The sequence below is a fragment of the Campylobacter sp. LH-2024 genome (assembly GCF_048270605.1).
GTDB lineage: Bacteria > Campylobacterota > Campylobacteria > Campylobacterales > Campylobacteraceae > Campylobacter_D > Campylobacter_D molothri.
Genome location: NZ_CP168139.1, coordinates 922,296 through 940,479, shown reverse-complemented (window position 1 = coordinate 940,479; position 18,184 = coordinate 922,296). Strand labels below are relative to the sequence as shown.

Below are 18,184 nucleotides of genomic sequence, written 5' to 3'. Positions count from 1 at the left end.
ATAAAATGCTTTATTATAGCATTCTTAAACTTTTGGAAAAATTATTTATTTTTGTTGATTTTGAATCTCTTGAATTTGTGCCTGAATAGTTGCAGATTGACCAATCAATGTTGCAACTTGACTTTGCAAACTTGCAAGTTGATTTTTATCAGCATTAGCCATTTTTCCAGTAAGTTCTGCTATTTTTGCTTGTATTTCTGCTAACTTTTGCATCAATTCTGCAAGCTTATCTGTATTATCATCTTGAGAATTTGATTCATTGGAATTTTGATTATTTTTAGATTGTAATTGCTTACTAGATTTTTCTTTTGCCTCTTTGCTAATAGTAACTTCAACAGCTGAATCTAGCTTTTGCGCATCTTTTGTTTCTTTTTCTTTTTGTGTATTATCTGTATTTATTTTAGTATATTGACTTAATTCTTTTAGAGTATTATCAATTTTCATATTATTTCTCCTTAACTTCATATATTTTTTATATCGTCTCTTTTTTATTATTATTTACACCTATTAACTAACAAATTTTCATAAAATTACGTAGTATTTTTTTACCCTGTTGACTTAAAATAGCCTCAGGATGAAATTGTATGCCATAAATACTATATTTTTTATGTTTAATTGCCATGATAATATCTTGAGAATTTTTGGCTAAAATTTTACATTTTTTAGGCATTTTGCTTATATGCAAGGAATGATATTGGCAAATTTTAATATTTTTTTTTACACCTTTAAAAAGTGGGTCTTTTTTAAAAATAAGAGTTGAAGTTTTACCATGGATAGGGTTATTCATTTTTTTTACCTCTCCCTTAAAAGCTTTAGCAATACATTGATGCCCCAAGCAAATTCCTAAAATTTTTTTACTTTTTTTAAAATATTTAATAGCTTTAAGGCTTAATTTTGATTCTTTAGGGGAGTTAGGACCTGGAGAGATAATTAAATGTGTAAAATCAAATTTATCTAAATTTTTTACTTTTTTAAATTCGTCGTTTTTTATAACTTTACATTGATATCCTAATTCTTTTAAATAAAAAATAATGGTATAACTAAAAGAATCATAATTATCTATAAATAAAATTTTTTTCATTCTAAAATAACCTTTTTTAAGCCTCTAACAGAATTAATACAATAAATTTCATCTGCTTCTATTAAATCTTTTTTATAAATATTTTTTTCTTGCACATAACCCAATTGCACTAAAAAAGAACGATAAATTCCATTTAATAAGCCACTATTTAAAGCGGGTGTATAAAATTTTCCATTTTTATTTATAAGTATATTGCTTCTTGTTCCTTCACAAAGTTCATTTTTTTCATTAAAAAACGCTATATCATAACATGAATCATTTTTCCATAATTCTTCTTTATTTATATATAAAGTTCTTATAGAGCTTTTATGGTATAAAAAATCGCTTTTTGAGTTTAATTTTTCCTTGCTTAAAAGTAGGGTATTATTTATATTATTTTTTATATGACTATAAGAAATATGATAGTTTCCATTTTTTTCTAAAATAAGTTTTATAATGGCTTGCTTATGTTTAGATTTAAAGTGACTAGTATAAAATAAATTATGCTCCTTTGAAAAAAGCTTTTTATTTAATTTATGAATATTTAGGTTTAAAAATTCATTTATATTAGCTTTTTCTTGCAATATTTTATCAAATTCCTTAAGTAAAATTTGCGTATTAAAACCAAACTTTATAGCTGAATTTAAAATTCTTTGCAAATGTTGCTTGAAAAATAAAATTTTACCATTTTTATAATACATGGTTTCAAAAAGAAAAAAATCTTTAGGCATTAAAAATTCAGATTTTAATTTTAATTCGTCAAATTCATTATTTAAATCAGAATCCCAAACCAATCCACCGCCCACACTATATTGATAATTCTCTCTTTTTTCCAAAGTGCGTATTGTAACACTAAATTTACTTTTATTTTTATGTATAAGTCCTATAGAGCCACAATAAATTCCGCGTTTTCTTTTTTCAAGTTTTTCGATAAGTTTTATGGTTTCAAGTTTAGGAGCGCCGGTGATGGATCCACAAGGAAAAAGAGCTTTAAAAATTTTATAATAATTTATATTTTTTTTTAACAAACCTTTGATTATAGAAGTCATTTGATGTAAAGTAGGGTAACTTTCTATCTTAAAAAGTTTTACTTTCATACTTTGTTTTTTAATAAGCTTGGAAAGATCATTTCTTAAAAGATCTGCAATCATTACATTTTCACTTAAATTTTTAATATCATTTTTTAAGAAAAATTTATTTTCTTTATCTTTTTTTGGATCTTTATCCCGTTTTATTGTTCCTTTCATAGGTTTTGTAATAATTGTATTATTTTTAGTTTTGAAAAATAATTCTGGAGAAAAAGATAAAATCTCTCGGTTTTTATCTTTAATATAAGCCTTAAATTGTGTATTTTGTTTTTTTAATAAAAGATTAAATAAATAATAACTATCAAGCAAGGTATTAAAATGAAAATTTTGAGTAAGGTTAACTTGATAACTTTGACCCTTAGCAATTGCCTCTTTAACTTTTAAGAAATTTTCTTTATAGTTTTGAAAATTTAATTCATCACAAAAAGAGGGTAAAAATCTATTCTCATCAATAACCAAAGAAGAGAATTTCTTCCTTTTCTTATAGGCAAAAAATACCAAATAAGCTTCTTTGCTTTTAAAATCTGCATTATATAAGTATTTATAAAATTCATAATCAGCAAGAACTATAAAATAAAATTTTTCTTTATATTTTTCCACAAAATTAAAATATTTTTTACTTTGTTTTTGATTATAAGCTCTTAAAATGTATTTTAAATCATAATATAAATATTTTCCAAAAACTGCAAAATTTTCAGCGTTCACTGATTTCCTTTGCTACTTGTGCAGCAAGTTTTAATTTATCATTATCAAAATGAGTATAAATTCTTGAAGTGTTTAAACTGGCATGGCCTAAAGCTTCTTGTACCAAAACTAAATCTTTTTGCTTTTTATAAAGTAAGGTAGCAAAGGTATGACGTAACATGTGTGCTCCATTTTTTTGTTTGCGAATTCCTGCACGAAATAGAAGTTGCTCAACAATGCGACTAATATAAGATTGGGTTAGGGGAGTACCTTTTTTATTAACAAAAAGCAAGGTATCTTTGCTCATATAATTAATTTGGATATTTTTAAGTAAATGTTCTATAAGTTCTTTTTTAATCATAACAATACGATATTTATTGCCTTTTGATCTTATTCTTATAAGATAAAGATCATTTTCCTCGCTAATATCGCCCATTTTTATATTAATAGCTTCGCTGACACGAATTCCTGTAAAAATGATAATTTTTATAATAAGTTGATTGCGTATGGTGTTATTTTTAAAATCAGCATTTTCTATTGCATCAAGAAATTTTTTAACTTCTTCTTCGCTCATAAATTCAGGAAGTTTTACACCTTTAGAACCAGTAATTCCCGCCCAATTTTTAAGATTAATATCAAAAATATGAGATTTATTATCTTCTTCATTTTGTTTATCTAAAAAATCAAAAAAATTAATCACGGCAATTCGGTGATTTTTTTTGCTTGCATCAGATAAAGATCCTGTGATACTAGCTAGAATTTCAACAATTAACTCTTCATCTATTTGTTTTAAGGAGTGAAGTTTATAAAATTTTAAATATTCAAAAAGTTTTTTTAAAGGATTAAAATAAGTATTAACTCCACTTAAGCCTATATTTCTTGCTTTTTTAGCCAAAGCATCTAATTCTTCTATATTTGCAACACCTTTGGTAAGCGAGAAATTAATTTTTGCTAAAACTTCTGGATTTTTTAACTCTTTATTTGAAAGAGAATTAAGTTTAAATTTCACATATTTAGCTAACCAAAATAAAAAAGATTTTTCAAAATTTTCTTCACAATCTAAAGGATATTTCATTTTTATTTCCCAATCTTATTTTAGAAAGAGTATTTTAGTATCAACTTAGTAAAAAAAAGCTTTTTATGAGTTAAAAAATTAAAAAGATTGAAATACTTAAAAAAGTATGATAAAAGGTAAAAATACATATTAAATTCTAATTTTGTATTGAAAACTATAATTTTCAAACTTTTTTATTTTTATAGAAATAAAGTGATTCTTTATGCTTTAAAGCATAAAGAATTCATGTTTTAAATACTTTACCTTTTGTAATTTTTTAACTTATCCATAAAATTTATCATAAAAATTTATTAATTTTTATCTGTATTTTGAAAACTAAATTTTAGCTTTATTATTTTTTACTTTCAATACTCTATTTTGATTTTTGAAAATTATTTTTTTTATAATCGAAGAAAAAATATAAAAATTTATTTGAGAATTTTTGTTTTAAGAAAGTTATTTTTTAAATGATGATTTTATTATTTTTTACCCTATTTTAATTTTTAAAGTTATTTAAAACAGTAAAAGAAAATTTGAAATAAAAATTTTTATAAAATTAAGAATTTAAAATAAGATTTATCAGGCAAGATAATTTTATTGCCTGATAAAATTTTTATTTTTTTAACATTGGTTTGTAAGGTCCATAGCGATGTTGTGTTGTAGAAAAGCTATCATCGTAAGGTCCAACATCCATATCTAAAGGTTTTACTTTTCTATCTGGAAAATCTTGATCTCTATGTGGTTTTATAGGACGAGTTTGAGAATTCATATAAGCAGCTACATCATAAGATTCTTCAAGAGTTAAATTAGGATCTCCTTGAGGCATATTTTCCTTAATGTAAGAAGCTGCTTTAATCAAACGATACATTCCAGCTCCTGTATTATAGCTATCTTTTCCCCATAATGGTGGATAGATATAATAAGCTCCTTTGGTATCTTCATTTTTTAAACCTTGACCATTTTCTTGGTGACAAACTGCACATTTATCCATGTAAATTTTTTTACCTTTTTTTGGATCTGCCGCTCTTGTAAGATAATCTATTTTTTTAAGACTTTGTCCTTCGATTTTAGCTCCTACTGGAACACCTTGAGATAACCATTGCATATAAGTAAGCATTGCTTTCATTTCTGGAGAATTTTCTGGCATACGTTTGCCATTCATAGATCTTTCATAGCAACCATTAATCCTATCAGCTAAAGTAATAACTTTATCCGCTCTTGCATTATATTGTGGAAATCTTCCCCAAATCCCTACAAAACCTGCTTGATTTGGAACACTCCCAGCTGCTGCATGACAGCTAGAACAAGATAAATTATTTCCAGCAAATCTTTTCTTTGGATCTTTTGCTTGAGGTCCAGTATATTTGCTAGTTTCATTAAGAATTTTATTACCAAAAATTACCATTTGAGCATATTTAGAATCTTTTGGCATTTTACTTTCATCGATTGTACCATCTTCATTTAATGCTTCAGGTAAAACCCATTTGGCTTTAGGTAAATTAATACCTGTAGCACTTTTAGTTTTTTCTAATTTTTGATCAAGTGCAAATGCACAACTTCCAAATAACAATAGTGTCAAAGCTACAGAAATTTTCTTTTTCATAAGCTTTTTCTCCTTTTTAGAAAATTAAATCGTAATTAATTATATAACTTTGGTTAATAAAAGTCAATGAAAATTAAAAAAAGGATTAATCGCTAAATTTTTAATGAAAAACTAAAGTAATTTAAAATAAAATACCTATTTGCAATATTTTATATAAGGTTAAGATTTACAATGAAAAATTTAAGTATCCAAGAAAAAAGAGATTTAGACACTTGTGTTTTTCAAAATTTAGGACAAAATGATTTTTCCAATAAAATCAATTTTTTCAAAAAAGTCTTTTTAAAAATTAAATTATTTTTTTATTCTAAATAATACCAATTAAAATCTTTTGCTGTATAGGAAATATCTTTAAAATCTGGAGATTCTGTAAAGAATTTGCATTTTTTATCTAAATTTTCTATACCATAGACCTTCATAGCCATTTTAGAATTATGTCTTAAAAGTTCTATCCCAACACATGCTTGGTTATTAACTTTATAAAGTAAAGTTCCGCCCTCTTTTGGATCTATATTTAAAATACTTAAATTCTTATTTTTACTCATATCATTTATATTTTGACTAAAATTATAATGCAATTTATAATAAATCATAATATCTTGCATAGCACGTTTTAAATCTTGAATCATTTCAGAGATTGTTTGTCCATTGTTTTTATATAAATTTAGAAAATCACGATTTAAAAAATCATTAAAATTTGAATCTTTTTCTAAATTTTTACAAGAATTATAAGTTTTTAAAATTTGCACTTGATTAGATTTTATTAAAAGCTCCAAACATTCTTTATTATTTTTAGAAAAATGCACTATTTTTACATTTTCAATTTTAAAATTTTTATCGGATTTTTTTTTATAAGCAAAATCACTTAAATCTTCATAAATATTGGCATAACTTAAAGAATATAAGCTTAAAAATATTGAAGCTATTTTTTTCATACAAATAAGTCCTTATGATTATTTTTTAAAAATTCTACAACTTCTAAAATTTCCTCAACGCCTTCTTTTTTAGAATCTTTTAATATTGAATCTATATTATCTATATACGCCTCAATAGCTAATTCTAATTTTTCTCTTTTAACACCAGCATATAAAAGCATGGCTTCTAAAACAATGCTTAATTCGTATTGTAAATCCTCTAATTCTTCATTTAAGTTCTTTTGTCTGGACATCTTTATTTTCCTTTGTTAATTCTTTGCTTTTGATAAGATCAAGAATTTGAGCTTTGATATAAGAATAATTTGGACTATCTTTATAGGCTGAAAATAAACCACCGCTTGCATTTTTATGCCCTCCTCCATTAACTAATTTTTTAGCCATTAAACTAACATCAATCTTACCATTTGCTCTAAAACTTAATGTTTTTCTTGAACTAACATCTATAAAAAAATCATAATCTGGATTTTTGATTAAAAAATCATTTCCAATGATGGAAGTATTTCCTATATTAATGGTTAAAATTCCCTTGTGCTCTTCGTATTCTATAGTAAATTTATCTTTTAATTCTCCTAGCTTTTCAACAACAAAACTAGAAATTAAATTAGCAAGCGTATCATCATAATTTTTCATAAAAAAATCTTTTTTAATAAAGTGAATAGCATTTTCAAGTAAAATATGAGAATTTTCTTTTCCTATAAATTTAATAGCTCTTTCAAAAAGAAAAAAAATATAATAAACTTGTATTTCTTTAAACATCACTCGATTGATTTCTTTAGCGTTAGCAACTAAACCCAAAAAAACTTTACCAAGTTCAAAATTTCTATCAGTATTTAGCCAAATATCAACAGCATTCACAACATTAACAAAACGAGAAAGTTCTAAATTTGTATGGCAAATTTTAGAGAAAAAATCATAAGTGATTTTAGTGGCCGATCTTTTTGAATCTAATAAATACCAAGAATATTTTTTTGCGCATTCTTCTCCACTTTGGTGATGATCAAGCAAAAAAATTTTAATTTTTTTTTCTTGACATATTTTGCCAAATTCTTCACACTGAGAAAGACTTAAATTTAAATCTGTAATCAAAATAATTGCTTTTTCAAAATTTTCATCTTTTTCGATATCGCTTAAAATAGCATTAAAATTATCATTAATTTCTTTTCCGTAGTTTGAATTATAAAATTTTACATTTTTAAAATAAAAATGAGTAATAAATTGGCAAGCATAGCCATCAAGATCTGTATGTGAAAGATGATAAATTTTCATTATTTTCCTTAAAGTTCTATCTTTATAATACTTTCTGTATTAAAATTAGTATTTTCAGCAATTTCAGCAAAGCTTAGCACAACAATGTTAATATTAAAGTTATAACAAATATCAGCAATAAATTTTCTAAGTTGCGGTTCAACACAAAGTATAAAAGGTTTAATACGACCATTGGAAACTGCAGCTACTTCAGCTCTTAAAGTATCAACCAAAACACCAGTTTGTGCTACACTCAAAGGTAAATGATAACTTCCGTCTCTAAATTGAACATTTTCCATTAAAACTGCAGAACTAGCAGAATCTAAAATAAAAATATCTAAATTTCCTTTATCATCTAAATACATATTTGTAATCATTCTTGCTAATGACGCTCTTACATGCTCTATGATCATATCAAAACTTTTGCTTACTTCAGCAATATCGCTAACTGATTCTAAAATAGTAAGCATATCTTTAATTGGTATGTGATATTTGAGTAAATCTTTTAAAATCTTTTGAATAAGACTTACAGGCGCTACACTTAAAGCACCTTCAACTATAATCGGATAATCATTCTTAACTTTATCTAAAAGATTTTGCACTTCTTGGCGTGTTAAAAGTTCACTTGCATGAGATTTGATAAGCTCGCTCATATGGGTTGAAATTACACTTGCAGGATCTATCACTATATATCCATTAAGAGTTGCCTCATCTTTTAAATTTGCATCAATCCAAAGTGCATCAGAGTTAAAAGCAGGTTCTTTGGTTGCTATACCCTCAATTTCTTCAGTGATAAATCCACTATCCATAGCCAAATATTTGTCTGGATAAATTTCAGCACTCGCTATAGAAACCCCTTTTAATTTAAAACTATACTCATTAGGTTTAAGTCTTAAGTTATCACGAATTCTTATTTTTGGCATTAAAAACCCTAAGCTTTCTGCAATACTTCTTCTCATAGATCTAATTCTTTCAGTTAATTCACTTTCAGCTAATTTTATGAGTCCATATCCAAGCTCAAGCTCTAAAATTTCAACTTTAAGAATATCATTAATTTTATGTTCCTCTTCTTTTAAAATTTCTTCTTCGCTTTTCTTAGCAGGGGCTGCCGCACTTGGTGCAGTTGCTCCGCTACCAGCTGCCGCACTTGGTTTAGTTTTTTTAGCTGCCATAATTTCAATTTTACCTTCTTTTACTTGCTTAGTTAAAAATCCTAAACCTAAGAATACCAAAGACATAAAGCCTAAAGATAAGTGAGGTAGACCTGGTACTAAGGCAAAAATAAATAAAACAAAACCTACAATTAATAAAGTCCTATATTCACTTAAAAGCTGATTTAAAGTTCCCTCTGCAAAATTATCCTCATCTTTGCTTGCACGAGTAATAATAATAGCCGTAGCCGTAGAAGTTATAAGGCCAGGAATTTGCGATACAAGACCATCTCCTATAGTAAGTATGGTATAAGTTGAAGCAGCAGTAGATAATGGCATATCATGCTGAAAAGAACCGATTAAAAAACCACCAATAATATTAATAATTGTAATAATAATACCAGCAACTGCATCACCTTTAATAAATTTACTTGAACCGTCCATTGCTCCGTAAAAATTTGCTTCAGCGATAATTTCTTGACGTCTTGCACGTGCTGTTTGTTCATCAATAAGACCAGCATTTAAATCCGCATCAATAGCCATTTGCTTACCTGGCATCGCATCAAGTGTAAATCTCGCTTGTACTTCAGAAACTCTGGTACTTCCTTTAGTTACAACCATAAAATTGATTAAAACAAGAATACAAAATACGATTACTCCTATAACCATATTTCCACCAACCACAAATTCACCAAAAGAAGCAATAATTTCACTTACAACTTCAGGTCCATTTTGACCTTCGCTTAAAATCATACGAGTTGTAGCAATATTTAAAGAAAGTCTAAAAAGTGTTATGATTAAAATTAAAGTTGGAAAAGTAGTTAAATCTGTTGGTTTTGGAATATAAATAGAAATAAGGATAATTAAAACCGATAAAGCAATGCTTAAAGCCAAAAAAAAGTCTAAAATAGGACTTGGTAAAGGAACAATAATAATAGCTAAAATACAAACTATAAAACCAACTATAGTAAGACTTTTAGCCTTTAAAATTGGCCCGATTAATGGTCCTAAAAAAGGAAAGACAAGGTCAAATATTTTATTTTTTTTTGCCATTTATTTTTTTATAATATCCGCTAAGGTTATAGAGCTTAAAAATCCATCTATTCTATCTTGCAATTCTATAAGTAAAGGCATAAGGGTGCATTTTTTTTCTTTATTATCAGGGCACACTCCTCCACTACATTCAAAAACACTGATTTCTTTTTTCTCTACGCTATTTATAATTTCTTTAATATTATATTCTTTGGGTTCTTTTGCTAAAGTAAAACCTCCTTTTGTACCCTTGAAAGAATTTAGCAAATTATCTCTAGCTAAAGTTTGTAAAATTTTAGCCAAAAAACTTTTTGGAATATTAAGCTCATTCGATAGAAAATCTACATCTTGAGGTTTTTCTTTTTGAGCAATATAAATTAAAGAAAGTAAAGCATACTCGCTTGCTTTAGTAAATAGCACAAATTTCTCCTTTGAGAATATATAGTTTTTAATTATAATAAAATTTTCTTAGAAAAAGGCTTAAAAAATTTAAATTAAAGTTATTTCAGTTTATTTTTGGTTTTTATTTGATAAAATCACAGTTTTAAAATATACCAATCAGGAGGTCAATATGGCTTTAGATTCGGCTAAAAAAGCAGAAATTGTTGCGAAATTCGCTAGAAAACCGGGTGACACTGGTTCAACAGAAGTTCAAGTAGCTCTTTTAAGCGCAAGAATTGCAGAGCTTACAGAACATTTAAAAATCTACAAAAAAGATTTTTCTTCAAGATTAGGACTTTTAAAACTAGTTGGACAAAGAAAAAGACTTTTGAGCTATCTTAAAAGAAAAGATTACAATTCTTACTCTAAATTAATCAACGAATTAAATCTTAGAGATAAATAATTTTTTATGATATCCTTTATTTTAAGGATATCATAAAATTTGTCTCTTTCCTTTAGAATCAGGTTCGCTTAAAAAACCTTCTTTTGTTAATTTTTCTATTATATTTGCTGATCTATTATAACCTATATTTAATCTTCTTTGTATATAAGAAATGCTTGTTTTTTGATCTTCTAAAATAATTCTTTTTGCATCTTCATAAAGCTCATCTACTTCTCCATCATCTGAAAAATTATCATTAATTAAAGATGAATTTTTGGAATCTTGTAAAAAATTTTCATCATAGCAAACTTCTTGCTGATCCTTTAAAAAATCAACAATTTTTTCTATTTCAAATTCGCTTGCAAATGGAGCATGTAATCTTACAATAGAACTTGTTCCAGGAGGTGTAAACAAGCAATCCCCTCTTCCAAGCAAACTTTCAGCACCCATGGCATCTAAAATAACTTTAGAATCTATTTTTTGCCCTACTTTGTAAGAAATTCTACTCGGTAAATTTGCTTTTATCAGTCCAGTTACAACATCTACAGAAGGACGTTGGGTAGCAACAATTAAATGAATTCCACTTGCTCTTGCCATCTGCGCAAGACGTCCTATATAAAATTCTACATCCTTGCCTGCTGTCATCATTAAATCAGCTAATTCATCAATAATGACAACAATAAAAGGTAGTTCTTCATTTCCTATTTCTTTCATTTTTTCATTATAATTTTCTATATTTTTGGTTTTTGCATCTGCCATCAATCTATAACGTCTTTCCATTTCTGCAACCATATTAGAAAGAGCATTGACTGCTTTTTTAGGATCTGTAATGACAGGAGTTAAAAGATGTGGGATATCGTTATAAATACTAAATTCAAGCATTTTTGGATCGATCATCATTAAACGCAAAGTTTTTGGAGAATTGCGATATAAAAGGCTTAAAAGCATAGAATTAATTCCTACGCTTTTTCCGCTTCCAGTAGTTCCAGCTATCAATAAATGAGGTAATTTTTTAAGATCGGTCACAAAAGCATTACCTACGATATCTTTTCCTAGGGCGATAGTTAAGGGGCTTTTAGAGTTTTTAAATACTTCACTTTCTAAAATTTCACGTAAATAAATCGTTTGTATTTCTTCATTTGGAACTTCAATACCTACTACATCCTTTCCAGGTATTGGAGCTTGGATACGTATAGATTTTGCCATTAAAGCCATAGTTAAGTCATCTTGCAAATTTAAAATTCTACTTACTTTTACATCTGCACTTGGACGAAATTCAAAGGTAGTCACCACAGGGCCAACATAGGTTTTAGTTACATCTCCGCCTATTTTAAAACGACGTAATTTTTCAAGCAAATTGTAAATTTTTTTATCAATTTCAAGCTCATTAACATCATATTTATGCTGTGAAAAATTAGATAAAAAGTCAAGTGGAGGCAATTTAAAATCTTTTGGCTTCTCCATCTCTCCTTGTTCTATTTCTTTTAAAAGCGCTTTATTGAGTTCAATTTCTTTTGCTAAAATAGCTCTTTGTTTAATAATTTCCTCTTCTTTGTTTTCGCTTATAATCTCTTCTTTAATTTCATTGTTATTTTGCTCGCTAATTTTTTCAAAAGTTTTTTGACTTTCCTCTTTTTCATCTTCTTGAAGTTTGATAACAGGAATTGGATCAATATAAGGACGATCCAATTCTTCAACTACAGGCATAAAATCATCAGTATTTTCATTCATACTTTCTATTTCTTTAGGTTTAAAATTCTCTTCGTTAAAATCTAAAATTTCAGGCTCTTCAAAATTTGTATGGTATTGTATAGATGTTTGATTGGCTTTTATTGTTTCTTCTTCTATTATAGGATTTTCGTGAATTTCTTGGAAATTAGATTCTATAGGTTCTTCTTGTTTTGTAAAATTTTGAATTGTTTCTTCAAAATTATATTTATTACCTTCTATAATATTATTTAAATCTAATCCTATTTTATCATCTTTTTGTAATTCTTGAATTTCTGCTTTTACTTTATTTTCAAGAATTTCATTTTGATAAGCTTTGTATTCTTGCTCTAGTTTTGCTTTTTGTATCAAATCTTCTCTTTGTTCTAATTCTTTAGTGAAAATTTTTGGTTTTATTTCTTGTTTTGGTAACGAAATTTCTATATTTTTTCTTTTATAGCTTGGTTCATCTAAATTTCTACCTGTGGTATCTATTTGCTTGATTTCTTCAAGTTTTTTAGGTTTTAAAAAACGTTCTGGGATCATATCTACCTCTTCTTTTAAAATAAAATTAAATTCTTCATCAAGACTTATACTACTTCTACTAGCTTTTTGCACAAAATTTCTAACCTGTTGTGAATTTTCATAAACAAAACTCTTCGCCTCTTCTAAACTTTCTTTATCAATCTCTACCTTTTCATCTAAAATTTGATTTTTCAATTTTTCAAAATTTTCCTTCGCTGTTGTAATAGAATTTTTACTTGCATTAATATTATTAATTTTTACTAATTCCTCAATTTCACTTAAAGGTTGAGCTAAATGTTTTTGCTTAACTTCTACAATTGGAGCTTTTGGTTCTGATTTTCCTATATCGTCTTTATCGGTTTCTCCTCCAAAAATTCTCATTAAAAACGTTTTTAAAGCTTGCTCCAATTTAAGCAAAATCGCAAAATTTAATTCTATCTTCAAAAGTTCTTTTGCAAATTTTGGAAACAATAAAATCAAAGAAAAAACAAAAAGCAAAAGTGCAAAAATACCGCTTCCTATATGTCCTAAAAGAGTAGAAAAAATAGTATAGATAAATTCTAAAATATAACCATAACCCCTATAAAGTACTGAAAAAAGTAGTAGTGTTGAAAAAAGAGCAAAACCTATGCCAAAAAGCTCCTGGCGTGAAAAATTTTCTATTTTATAATTTCTTTTATAATAAAAATAATTTAAAATAAATAAGAAAAAGGGATAATAATATCCAAATTCTCCAAATAAAAATAAATTTATTTTATAAATCCAACTTCCCATACTAGGAGTTAGCATACAAAGACATAAATAAAAAATACCAAAAGTAGAAATAGTAAAAATGGCTTCTTTTTTGATGTTTTTTCCTTAAAAAAATATTTTTAAAGAAGCCATTATAGCATAATTTTACATATAGTTTAATAAACTAAGTTGAGATATAGTAGTACTTGCTTTAAGCGAAGCTTGATATGCAAGTTGAGTTTGCATTAAATTCATCATAGCTTCACCATAATCAACATCAATTACATTTGATTTGATACTTTGCACATTTACACTTAAAAAACTCACTCGGGTATTTACTCCATCTATGATATTATGATAAGCTCCCATAGTTGTATTGAGTTTGCTTACATGATCAGCCAAATGATCAAGCCTTTCTAAAGCACCTTGCATTCCCGTATTTCTTGGATCAGCTGAATTTCCATCTGCTCTCATGTTTCCACTTAAAACTGCATCGATCATAGTATCAAGATCTTTTATAAGATCGACATTTGGCTCATCTATAGTTAAAGCATTATTAGCACTAAAACTAAAATTTGGACCATTTTCGACACTTGCAGTTGCACTATAAGGAGGTTGAGGAAAATGACCACTTTGAGAATCGCTCAAAGAAATTCCTATATTGGTTCCTGAAGAAAGTTTATCTGTAACGCTAATACGTCCTTTATAATCCATGCTAACATCGACTGTTGCTTGAGAGTCTTTTATAAGCTGCTGGATATTATCATAACCTACAGCATCAATTTTGTTATTTGTTTGATTGATAGTTTGAGTAGGCACTTTATCAGAAGCAAACATACCGATGATATTATTAATTTGCCCATAAGTTATTTCATTTGACGGAGTTACTACCCCACTATTTCCTGTTGTGGGATCAGTATGCATGATAGGAAAACTTATAGTTTGCTGAGGATCATTAGGATCTTTAAAACTTACAGTTGAATTTCCTAAATCTATAGTCACATCATAAGTATTTCCACCCTTAGAATTTACTTTTAAATTTAAGGTGGTACCATTTAAACTATCTCCTGCCATGACTTCGCTAAGCTTGGTTGAATCTGTTGCATAAGCATTACTTCCTTTAATCACTTGAGAAACATTACCATAAACAGTATTTCCATCTTTTTCAAAATAAACATTATCATAATCTGCACCATTAGCTTTATTACCATCTGAATCAGTCATATTGCTTTTGATAAAATCAGTTTGAGCTAGACTAAAGGTAAATTTTTTCTCTTGTCCATCTTTATCTTTTAGAGTTATTTCAACTGGAGTTTTTGGATTAGTAATATCACCATTTTGTATCGCAGCTTTCATAACTTCGTTGGTAATATCTTCCATTTTAAGATCATTTTCTTTGGCAAATTTTAGCATACCTTTAAAATCTTCAGTTGTATCCATTTGTGGAGTATAAGCTACGGCATGAAAGTCTAATTTATTATTGCCTTGTTTTAAATCTGTAATTTGAATTTGACCGCTATTATTTATGCTTACTTCTACAACTTTATTGTTATCAGTGTTGCCATAAAGTGCGCCGATTTGCTCTAATACATCTTCTATTTTATCATCTGGTTTTACCAAAACTGCACTTTTAAAGCTTGTGCCATCTGGCTTAGTTCCTTGAACATAAAGTGTTGAAGGTGGAAAGTCGAGTTTTTGATCTTTATCTTCAAAATCTTTATCTGGATCTAATTTTCCATCTTTTACATAATTTTGCCCGATAAGCTGTTTCCAAGCAGAATCCCCATTTAAATATCCTTGTTTATCTTTGTCCGCTTCAGTGTAGCGATTATCCTTAAAGCTAATATTAGTAGTAATTTGCTTTTTATAATCTCCATCGGCTTTAAAAAAGAGATCCCATCCAGGGATATTATAAGGACTTTCAGTTCCTGAACCGGTTACTACATTGATATTATTTTTATCTCCATAATAATTACCATTAGAATCAAAAGGTTTATTTGCAACTTGAGACCCAGCGAAAAGATATTGACCATTGACGCTAGTATTTGCAAGCTGCAAGATACTTTCTTTAATGCGTTGTAATTCCTTTGCTATGGCTTCTCTTGAGGTTTGAGAATTACTATCACTAGCCGCTTGAGTAACTTTAACTTTAAAATCTTCTAAAAGCTTAACCATATCTTGCAAAGCTTTCATGCTATTTTCGGTTAATTCTTTAGCAGAACTCGTTGCCTGTTTAACCTGCTCTAGTGTTTTTAATTCATATTCTAAACGAGTATTGTCTATATAGGTGCTTGCATCTTCGTAAGAATTTTGAATTTTTAATCCTGAAGCAAGTTGTTGAGAGATCTTATATAGGGCACTTTGCCCACCCATTGAAGTGCTAACAGAATTGGTAAAATTTAACTTATTTGTAATTCTCATTTTTTTCCTTAAAAAATTAATAAACTAGAATCTTTTCTCAATATTGCTACAACTTTATAAGCAATAAGTGTTCCAAAAAATGAAATTTTGTATATTTTTAAAATATTTTTTCATTAAAACCTTTATTTTAAATTGTTTTTTAGCTAAAAAAAATATAATTATGATTTTAGTCAAGCCCGAGTGGTGAAACTGGTAGACGCGCCAGACTCAAAATCTGGTAAGGGCAACCTTGTGTCGGTTCGAGTCCGACCTCGGGCACCATCTCTTAAAATCAATCTATTCTCAATAAAACTTCGATAAAATTTAATGCTTTTTGACAATTGAAAAATTATGTGTAATTAATATATTTTTTATTTATGCTTCATTATTAATATTACCAATCAATAGATTTAATAATAAAAAAACTTTTTAAAAGTATTGAACTATTCATTCATAAAAGCATAAAGAGAATTTAATACAATGCCTAGCAATTCACCTTTATTGAAGATTTATTATCATTCTTGTATTCATCATATAGATTTGAAAATTTTTCTCGGTTTGTTTTATTTAAAAATAAATAATCTAAATAATATGAAGTTATTTTATTGTTTTTTAAATTCTTATACAATGTTTTATCTTTGGTAGCATTTATACTTTTTGCTACATTATAAAAATTATAATAATTTTTTACACCATCCATTATTTCTTGAGTTGGAGTTTTATATTCATTTTGAAAATATTCATTTGAATGATTATCAAAATGTTCCACCATTTTATTAAATTCTTCTAATAAATCATCATTTTTATTTTGTTCCATTTTCAACAATAACCCTATATGAGAAAAATTACCGTAAAATTTTCTTATATATTTTTTCTTAATTTCCATAACTACTTGATTGTTATGCAAATCAAAAATATAAGTAAGCGCGAAAAAATCAACAATACCTATTTTACTTAGGTCAATAAAATCATCAATTTTATTTTTATCAGCAATATATTGTAAAATTTCATTAATTTTTTCTTTATCATTTTCATTAAATACATTTGTTTGTATAAGATTTGACAAAATTTGAATAAAATTAGTACGATATATATACAATTGATAATTATCAAGCTCACTATTAAAAACTTCTCTCATTCTATTTGATATTAAATAGGTTGCATTGTTAAAGTAATCTTTGATTATTTCTTCAATAATTTTGATAAATAAATGTTTAAATTCAAGTAATTCACTACTAATAGTGCAAACATTATCTATTTTTTCAACGATTACTTCAAACACATAAACAAGAAAATCTTTACAATCAGGATTTTCTACTAGTTTTTCTTTAAAATGTAATTCTTCGTGAAAATAATTAAAAGCACTTAAAATCTTATTTAATTGTCTTAGATTTTTAATACCATTTAATAAAGCACATGGAAGCAATTTAGTATTTATTTGAGGACATTTCTCTTTTACTATTTGTAGCACAACTTCAAGTCTAGAATCTATGGTAATTTCTAAATCTATACATTTTTCTTTATAATTATCAAAAATTTCTTTATTATTAAGCTTGCTATCATCACCTATTAAAATAACTTTACATTTTCCTTCTTTTAGATTATTAATCAAACCTAATAAATCTTTGATATTCAGTTTATCTGATTTTCGTTCTAAATCATCAAAGCATACAATTATATTTTTAAAATCTTGTTTTATAAAAAATTGAAATAAAGAACCAATAGAAATTTTCCAAAAAGTTAAATTTCTTAAAAAATAAACCAATTTATTATATTTATATGAATTAAGAGTTATCTCCTCTAAGATTTCTCTATAGTGTTCTTTTCCAAATAAGGATATATAAACAACTCTTAAAGATTTATCTTGTTTTATAAATTCACAATAACTAAAGTATTTAATTAAAAATTTAACAATTAAGATAATAAATTCATACAAATACTTCAAATGACTGAAAAAATTTAATTTTATTTTATTTAATTCAAAATCCTTTTTCGTATTAGAAATCTCATATTCAATTTCTTTCCAGAGGTAAGTCTTACCTACTCCCCATTTCCCTTTTATAAACAAGCTATATTTATTTTTATCTTCTAGAAAAATTTTAATCTGTTCTTTATAAGACAATTCTTCTTTGTTTTTGCAATTCATCT

At 26.8% G+C, this 18,184-nt stretch carries 14 protein-coding genes, 1 tRNA gene and 1 pseudogene; 3 read left to right on the top strand and 13 right to left on the bottom strand.

Annotated features, from left to right (window positions below; translation table 11 throughout):
• Positions 1 to 45 precede the first annotated feature (45 nt).
• The 5 genes from fspA to ACD570_RS04750 all read right to left on the bottom strand — a co-directional run bounded on the left by fspA (position 46) and on the right by ACD570_RS04750 (position 5,489).
• A complete protein-coding gene (gene fspA / locus ACD570_RS04770; protein ID WP_337198291.1) occupies positions 46 to 444 on the bottom strand; it encodes a flagellum-secreted nonflagellar protein FspA in 399 nt (132 codons plus the stop codon).
• 67 nt (positions 445 to 511) lie between these two features.
• The gene (locus ACD570_RS04765) at positions 512 to 1,081 is read right to left on the bottom strand and encodes an anthranilate synthase component II (RefSeq protein ID WP_200283611.1); all 570 of its coding nucleotides are present in this window, start codon (positions 1,079 to 1,081) and stop codon (positions 512 to 514) included.
• On the bottom strand, positions 1,078 to 2,853 hold the full coding sequence (locus ACD570_RS04760) for a bifunctional chorismate-binding protein/class IV aminotransferase (RefSeq protein ID WP_417904176.1): 1,776 nt from the start codon (positions 2,851 to 2,853) through the stop codon (positions 1,078 to 1,080). Before ACD570_RS04760 ends, ACD570_RS04765 begins: the two co-directional genes overlap by 4 nt.
• Positions 2,843 to 3,907, bottom strand: a complete 1,065-nt coding sequence (locus tag ACD570_RS04755; RefSeq protein WP_337210826.1) for a tyrosine-type recombinase/integrase — start codon at positions 3,905 to 3,907, stop codon at positions 2,843 to 2,845. The genes ACD570_RS04760 and ACD570_RS04755 overlap by 11 nt, the downstream gene beginning before the upstream one ends.
• Positions 3,908 to 4,499: 592 nt before the next feature.
• On the bottom strand, positions 4,500 to 5,489 hold the full coding sequence (locus tag ACD570_RS04750) for a c-type cytochrome (protein ID WP_417904175.1): 990 nt from the start codon (positions 5,487 to 5,489) through the stop codon (positions 4,500 to 4,502).
• Positions 5,490 to 5,660: 171 nt separating this feature from the next.
• Between ACD570_RS04750 and ACD570_RS04745 the strand changes: the two genes are divergently transcribed.
• The gene (locus tag ACD570_RS04745) at positions 5,661 to 5,801 is read left to right on the top strand and encodes a hypothetical protein (RefSeq protein ID WP_200283618.1); all 141 of its coding nucleotides are present in this window, start codon (positions 5,661 to 5,663) and stop codon (positions 5,799 to 5,801) included.
• Here the strand turns inward: ACD570_RS04745 and ACD570_RS04740 are convergent.
• The 5 genes and pseudogenes from ACD570_RS04740 to ACD570_RS04720 form a co-directional block, all read right to left on the bottom strand.
• Positions 5,789 to 6,421, bottom strand: a complete 633-nt coding sequence (locus tag ACD570_RS04740) for a hypothetical protein (protein ID WP_337199682.1) — start codon at positions 6,419 to 6,421, stop codon at positions 5,789 to 5,791. The genes ACD570_RS04745 and ACD570_RS04740 overlap by 13 nt on opposite strands.
• A complete protein-coding gene (locus ACD570_RS04735; RefSeq protein WP_337207110.1) occupies positions 6,418 to 6,654 on the bottom strand; it encodes a hypothetical protein in 237 nt (78 codons plus the stop codon). The genes ACD570_RS04740 and ACD570_RS04735 overlap by 4 nt, the downstream gene beginning before the upstream one ends.
• On the bottom strand, positions 6,629 to 7,687 hold the full coding sequence (locus ACD570_RS04730) for a DHH family phosphoesterase (protein WP_337214266.1): 1,059 nt from the start codon (positions 7,685 to 7,687) through the stop codon (positions 6,629 to 6,631). Before ACD570_RS04730 ends, ACD570_RS04735 begins: the two co-directional genes overlap by 26 nt.
• Positions 7,688 to 7,695: 8 nt before the next feature.
• Positions 7,696 to 9,870, bottom strand: a complete 2,175-nt coding sequence (flhA, locus tag ACD570_RS04725) for a flagellar biosynthesis protein FlhA (RefSeq protein WP_417904174.1) — start codon at positions 9,868 to 9,870, stop codon at positions 7,696 to 7,698.
• Positions 9,854 to 10,269: pseudogene (locus ACD570_RS04720) on the bottom strand (Rrf2 family transcriptional regulator). The gene flhA and the pseudogene ACD570_RS04720 overlap by 17 nt, the downstream one beginning before the upstream one ends.
• Positions 10,270 to 10,420: 151 nt before the next feature.
• Between ACD570_RS04720 and rpsO the strand changes: the two are divergent.
• A complete protein-coding gene (gene rpsO / locus ACD570_RS04715; protein WP_200281601.1) occupies positions 10,421 to 10,693 on the top strand; it encodes a 30S ribosomal protein S15 in 273 nt (90 codons plus the stop codon).
• A gap of 30 nt (positions 10,694 to 10,723) precedes the next feature.
• Here the strand turns inward: rpsO and ACD570_RS04710 are convergent, their stop codons facing one another.
• Together ACD570_RS04710 and flgL are read right to left on the bottom strand one after the other, a co-directional pair.
• Positions 10,724 to 13,693 carry a DNA translocase FtsK gene (locus ACD570_RS04710; RefSeq protein WP_417904173.1) on the bottom strand — a complete coding sequence of 990 codons (2,970 nt, stop codon included), beginning with the start codon at positions 13,691 to 13,693 and terminating at the stop codon, positions 10,724 to 10,726.
• Positions 13,694 to 13,801: 108 nt separating this feature from the next.
• Positions 13,802 to 16,057: a flagellar hook-associated protein FlgL gene (flgL, locus tag ACD570_RS04705; RefSeq protein ID WP_417904172.1), complete on the bottom strand. Its 2,256-nt coding sequence runs from the start codon at positions 16,055 to 16,057 to the stop codon at positions 13,802 to 13,804.
• A gap of 174 nt (positions 16,058 to 16,231) precedes the next feature.
• Here flgL and ACD570_RS04700 point away from each other — a divergent pair.
• Positions 16,232 to 16,318, top strand: a tRNA-Leu gene (locus tag ACD570_RS04700).
• A gap of 202 nt (positions 16,319 to 16,520) precedes the next feature.
• Here the strand turns inward: ACD570_RS04700 and ACD570_RS04695 are convergent.
• Positions 16,521 to 18,182: a P-loop NTPase fold protein gene (locus ACD570_RS04695; RefSeq protein ID WP_417904171.1), complete on the bottom strand. Its 1,662-nt coding sequence runs from the start codon at positions 18,180 to 18,182 to the stop codon at positions 16,521 to 16,523.
• Between the last annotated feature and the right edge of the window lie 2 nt (positions 18,183 to 18,184).

Excerpts from the sequence above, each read along its gene's own strand:
- fspA (WP_337198291.1), bottom strand. The coding sequence starts at position 444 with ATGAAAATTGATAATACTCTAAAAGAATTAAGTCAATATACTAAAATA.
- ACD570_RS04765 (WP_200283611.1), bottom strand. The coding sequence starts at position 1,081 with ATGAAAAAAATTTTATTTATAGATAATTATGATTCTTTTAGTTATACC.
- ACD570_RS04755 (WP_337210826.1), bottom strand. The coding sequence starts at position 3,907 with ATGAAATATCCTTTAGATTGTGAAGAAAATTTTGAAAAATCTTTTTTA.
- ACD570_RS04750 (WP_417904175.1), bottom strand. The coding sequence starts at position 5,489 with ATGAAAAAGAAAATTTCTGTAGCTTTGACACTATTGTTATTTGGAAGT.
- ACD570_RS04745 (WP_200283618.1), top strand. The coding sequence starts at position 5,661 with ATGAAAAATTTAAGTATCCAAGAAAAAAGAGATTTAGACACTTGTGTT.
- ACD570_RS04740 (WP_337199682.1), bottom strand. The coding sequence starts at position 6,421 with ATGAAAAAAATAGCTTCAATATTTTTAAGCTTATATTCTTTAAGTTAT.
- ACD570_RS04735 (WP_337207110.1), bottom strand. The coding sequence starts at position 6,654 with ATGTCCAGACAAAAGAACTTAAATGAAGAATTAGAGGATTTACAATAC.
- ACD570_RS04730 (WP_337214266.1), bottom strand. The coding sequence starts at position 7,687 with ATGAAAATTTATCATCTTTCACATACAGATCTTGATGGCTATGCTTGC.
- flhA (WP_417904174.1), bottom strand. The coding sequence starts at position 9,870 with ATGGCAAAAAAAAATAAAATATTTGACCTTGTCTTTCCTTTTTTAGGA.
- rpsO (WP_200281601.1), top strand. The coding sequence starts at position 10,421 with ATGGCTTTAGATTCGGCTAAAAAAGCAGAAATTGTTGCGAAATTCGCT.
- ACD570_RS04710 (WP_417904173.1), bottom strand. The coding sequence starts at position 13,693 with ATGCTAACTCCTAGTATGGGAAGTTGGATTTATAAAATAAATTTATTT.
- flgL (WP_417904172.1), bottom strand. The coding sequence starts at position 16,057 with ATGAGAATTACAAATAAGTTAAATTTTACCAATTCTGTTAGCACTTCA.
- ACD570_RS04695 (WP_417904171.1), bottom strand. The coding sequence starts at position 18,182 with ATGAATTGCAAAAACAAAGAAGAATTGTCTTATAAAGAACAGATTAAA.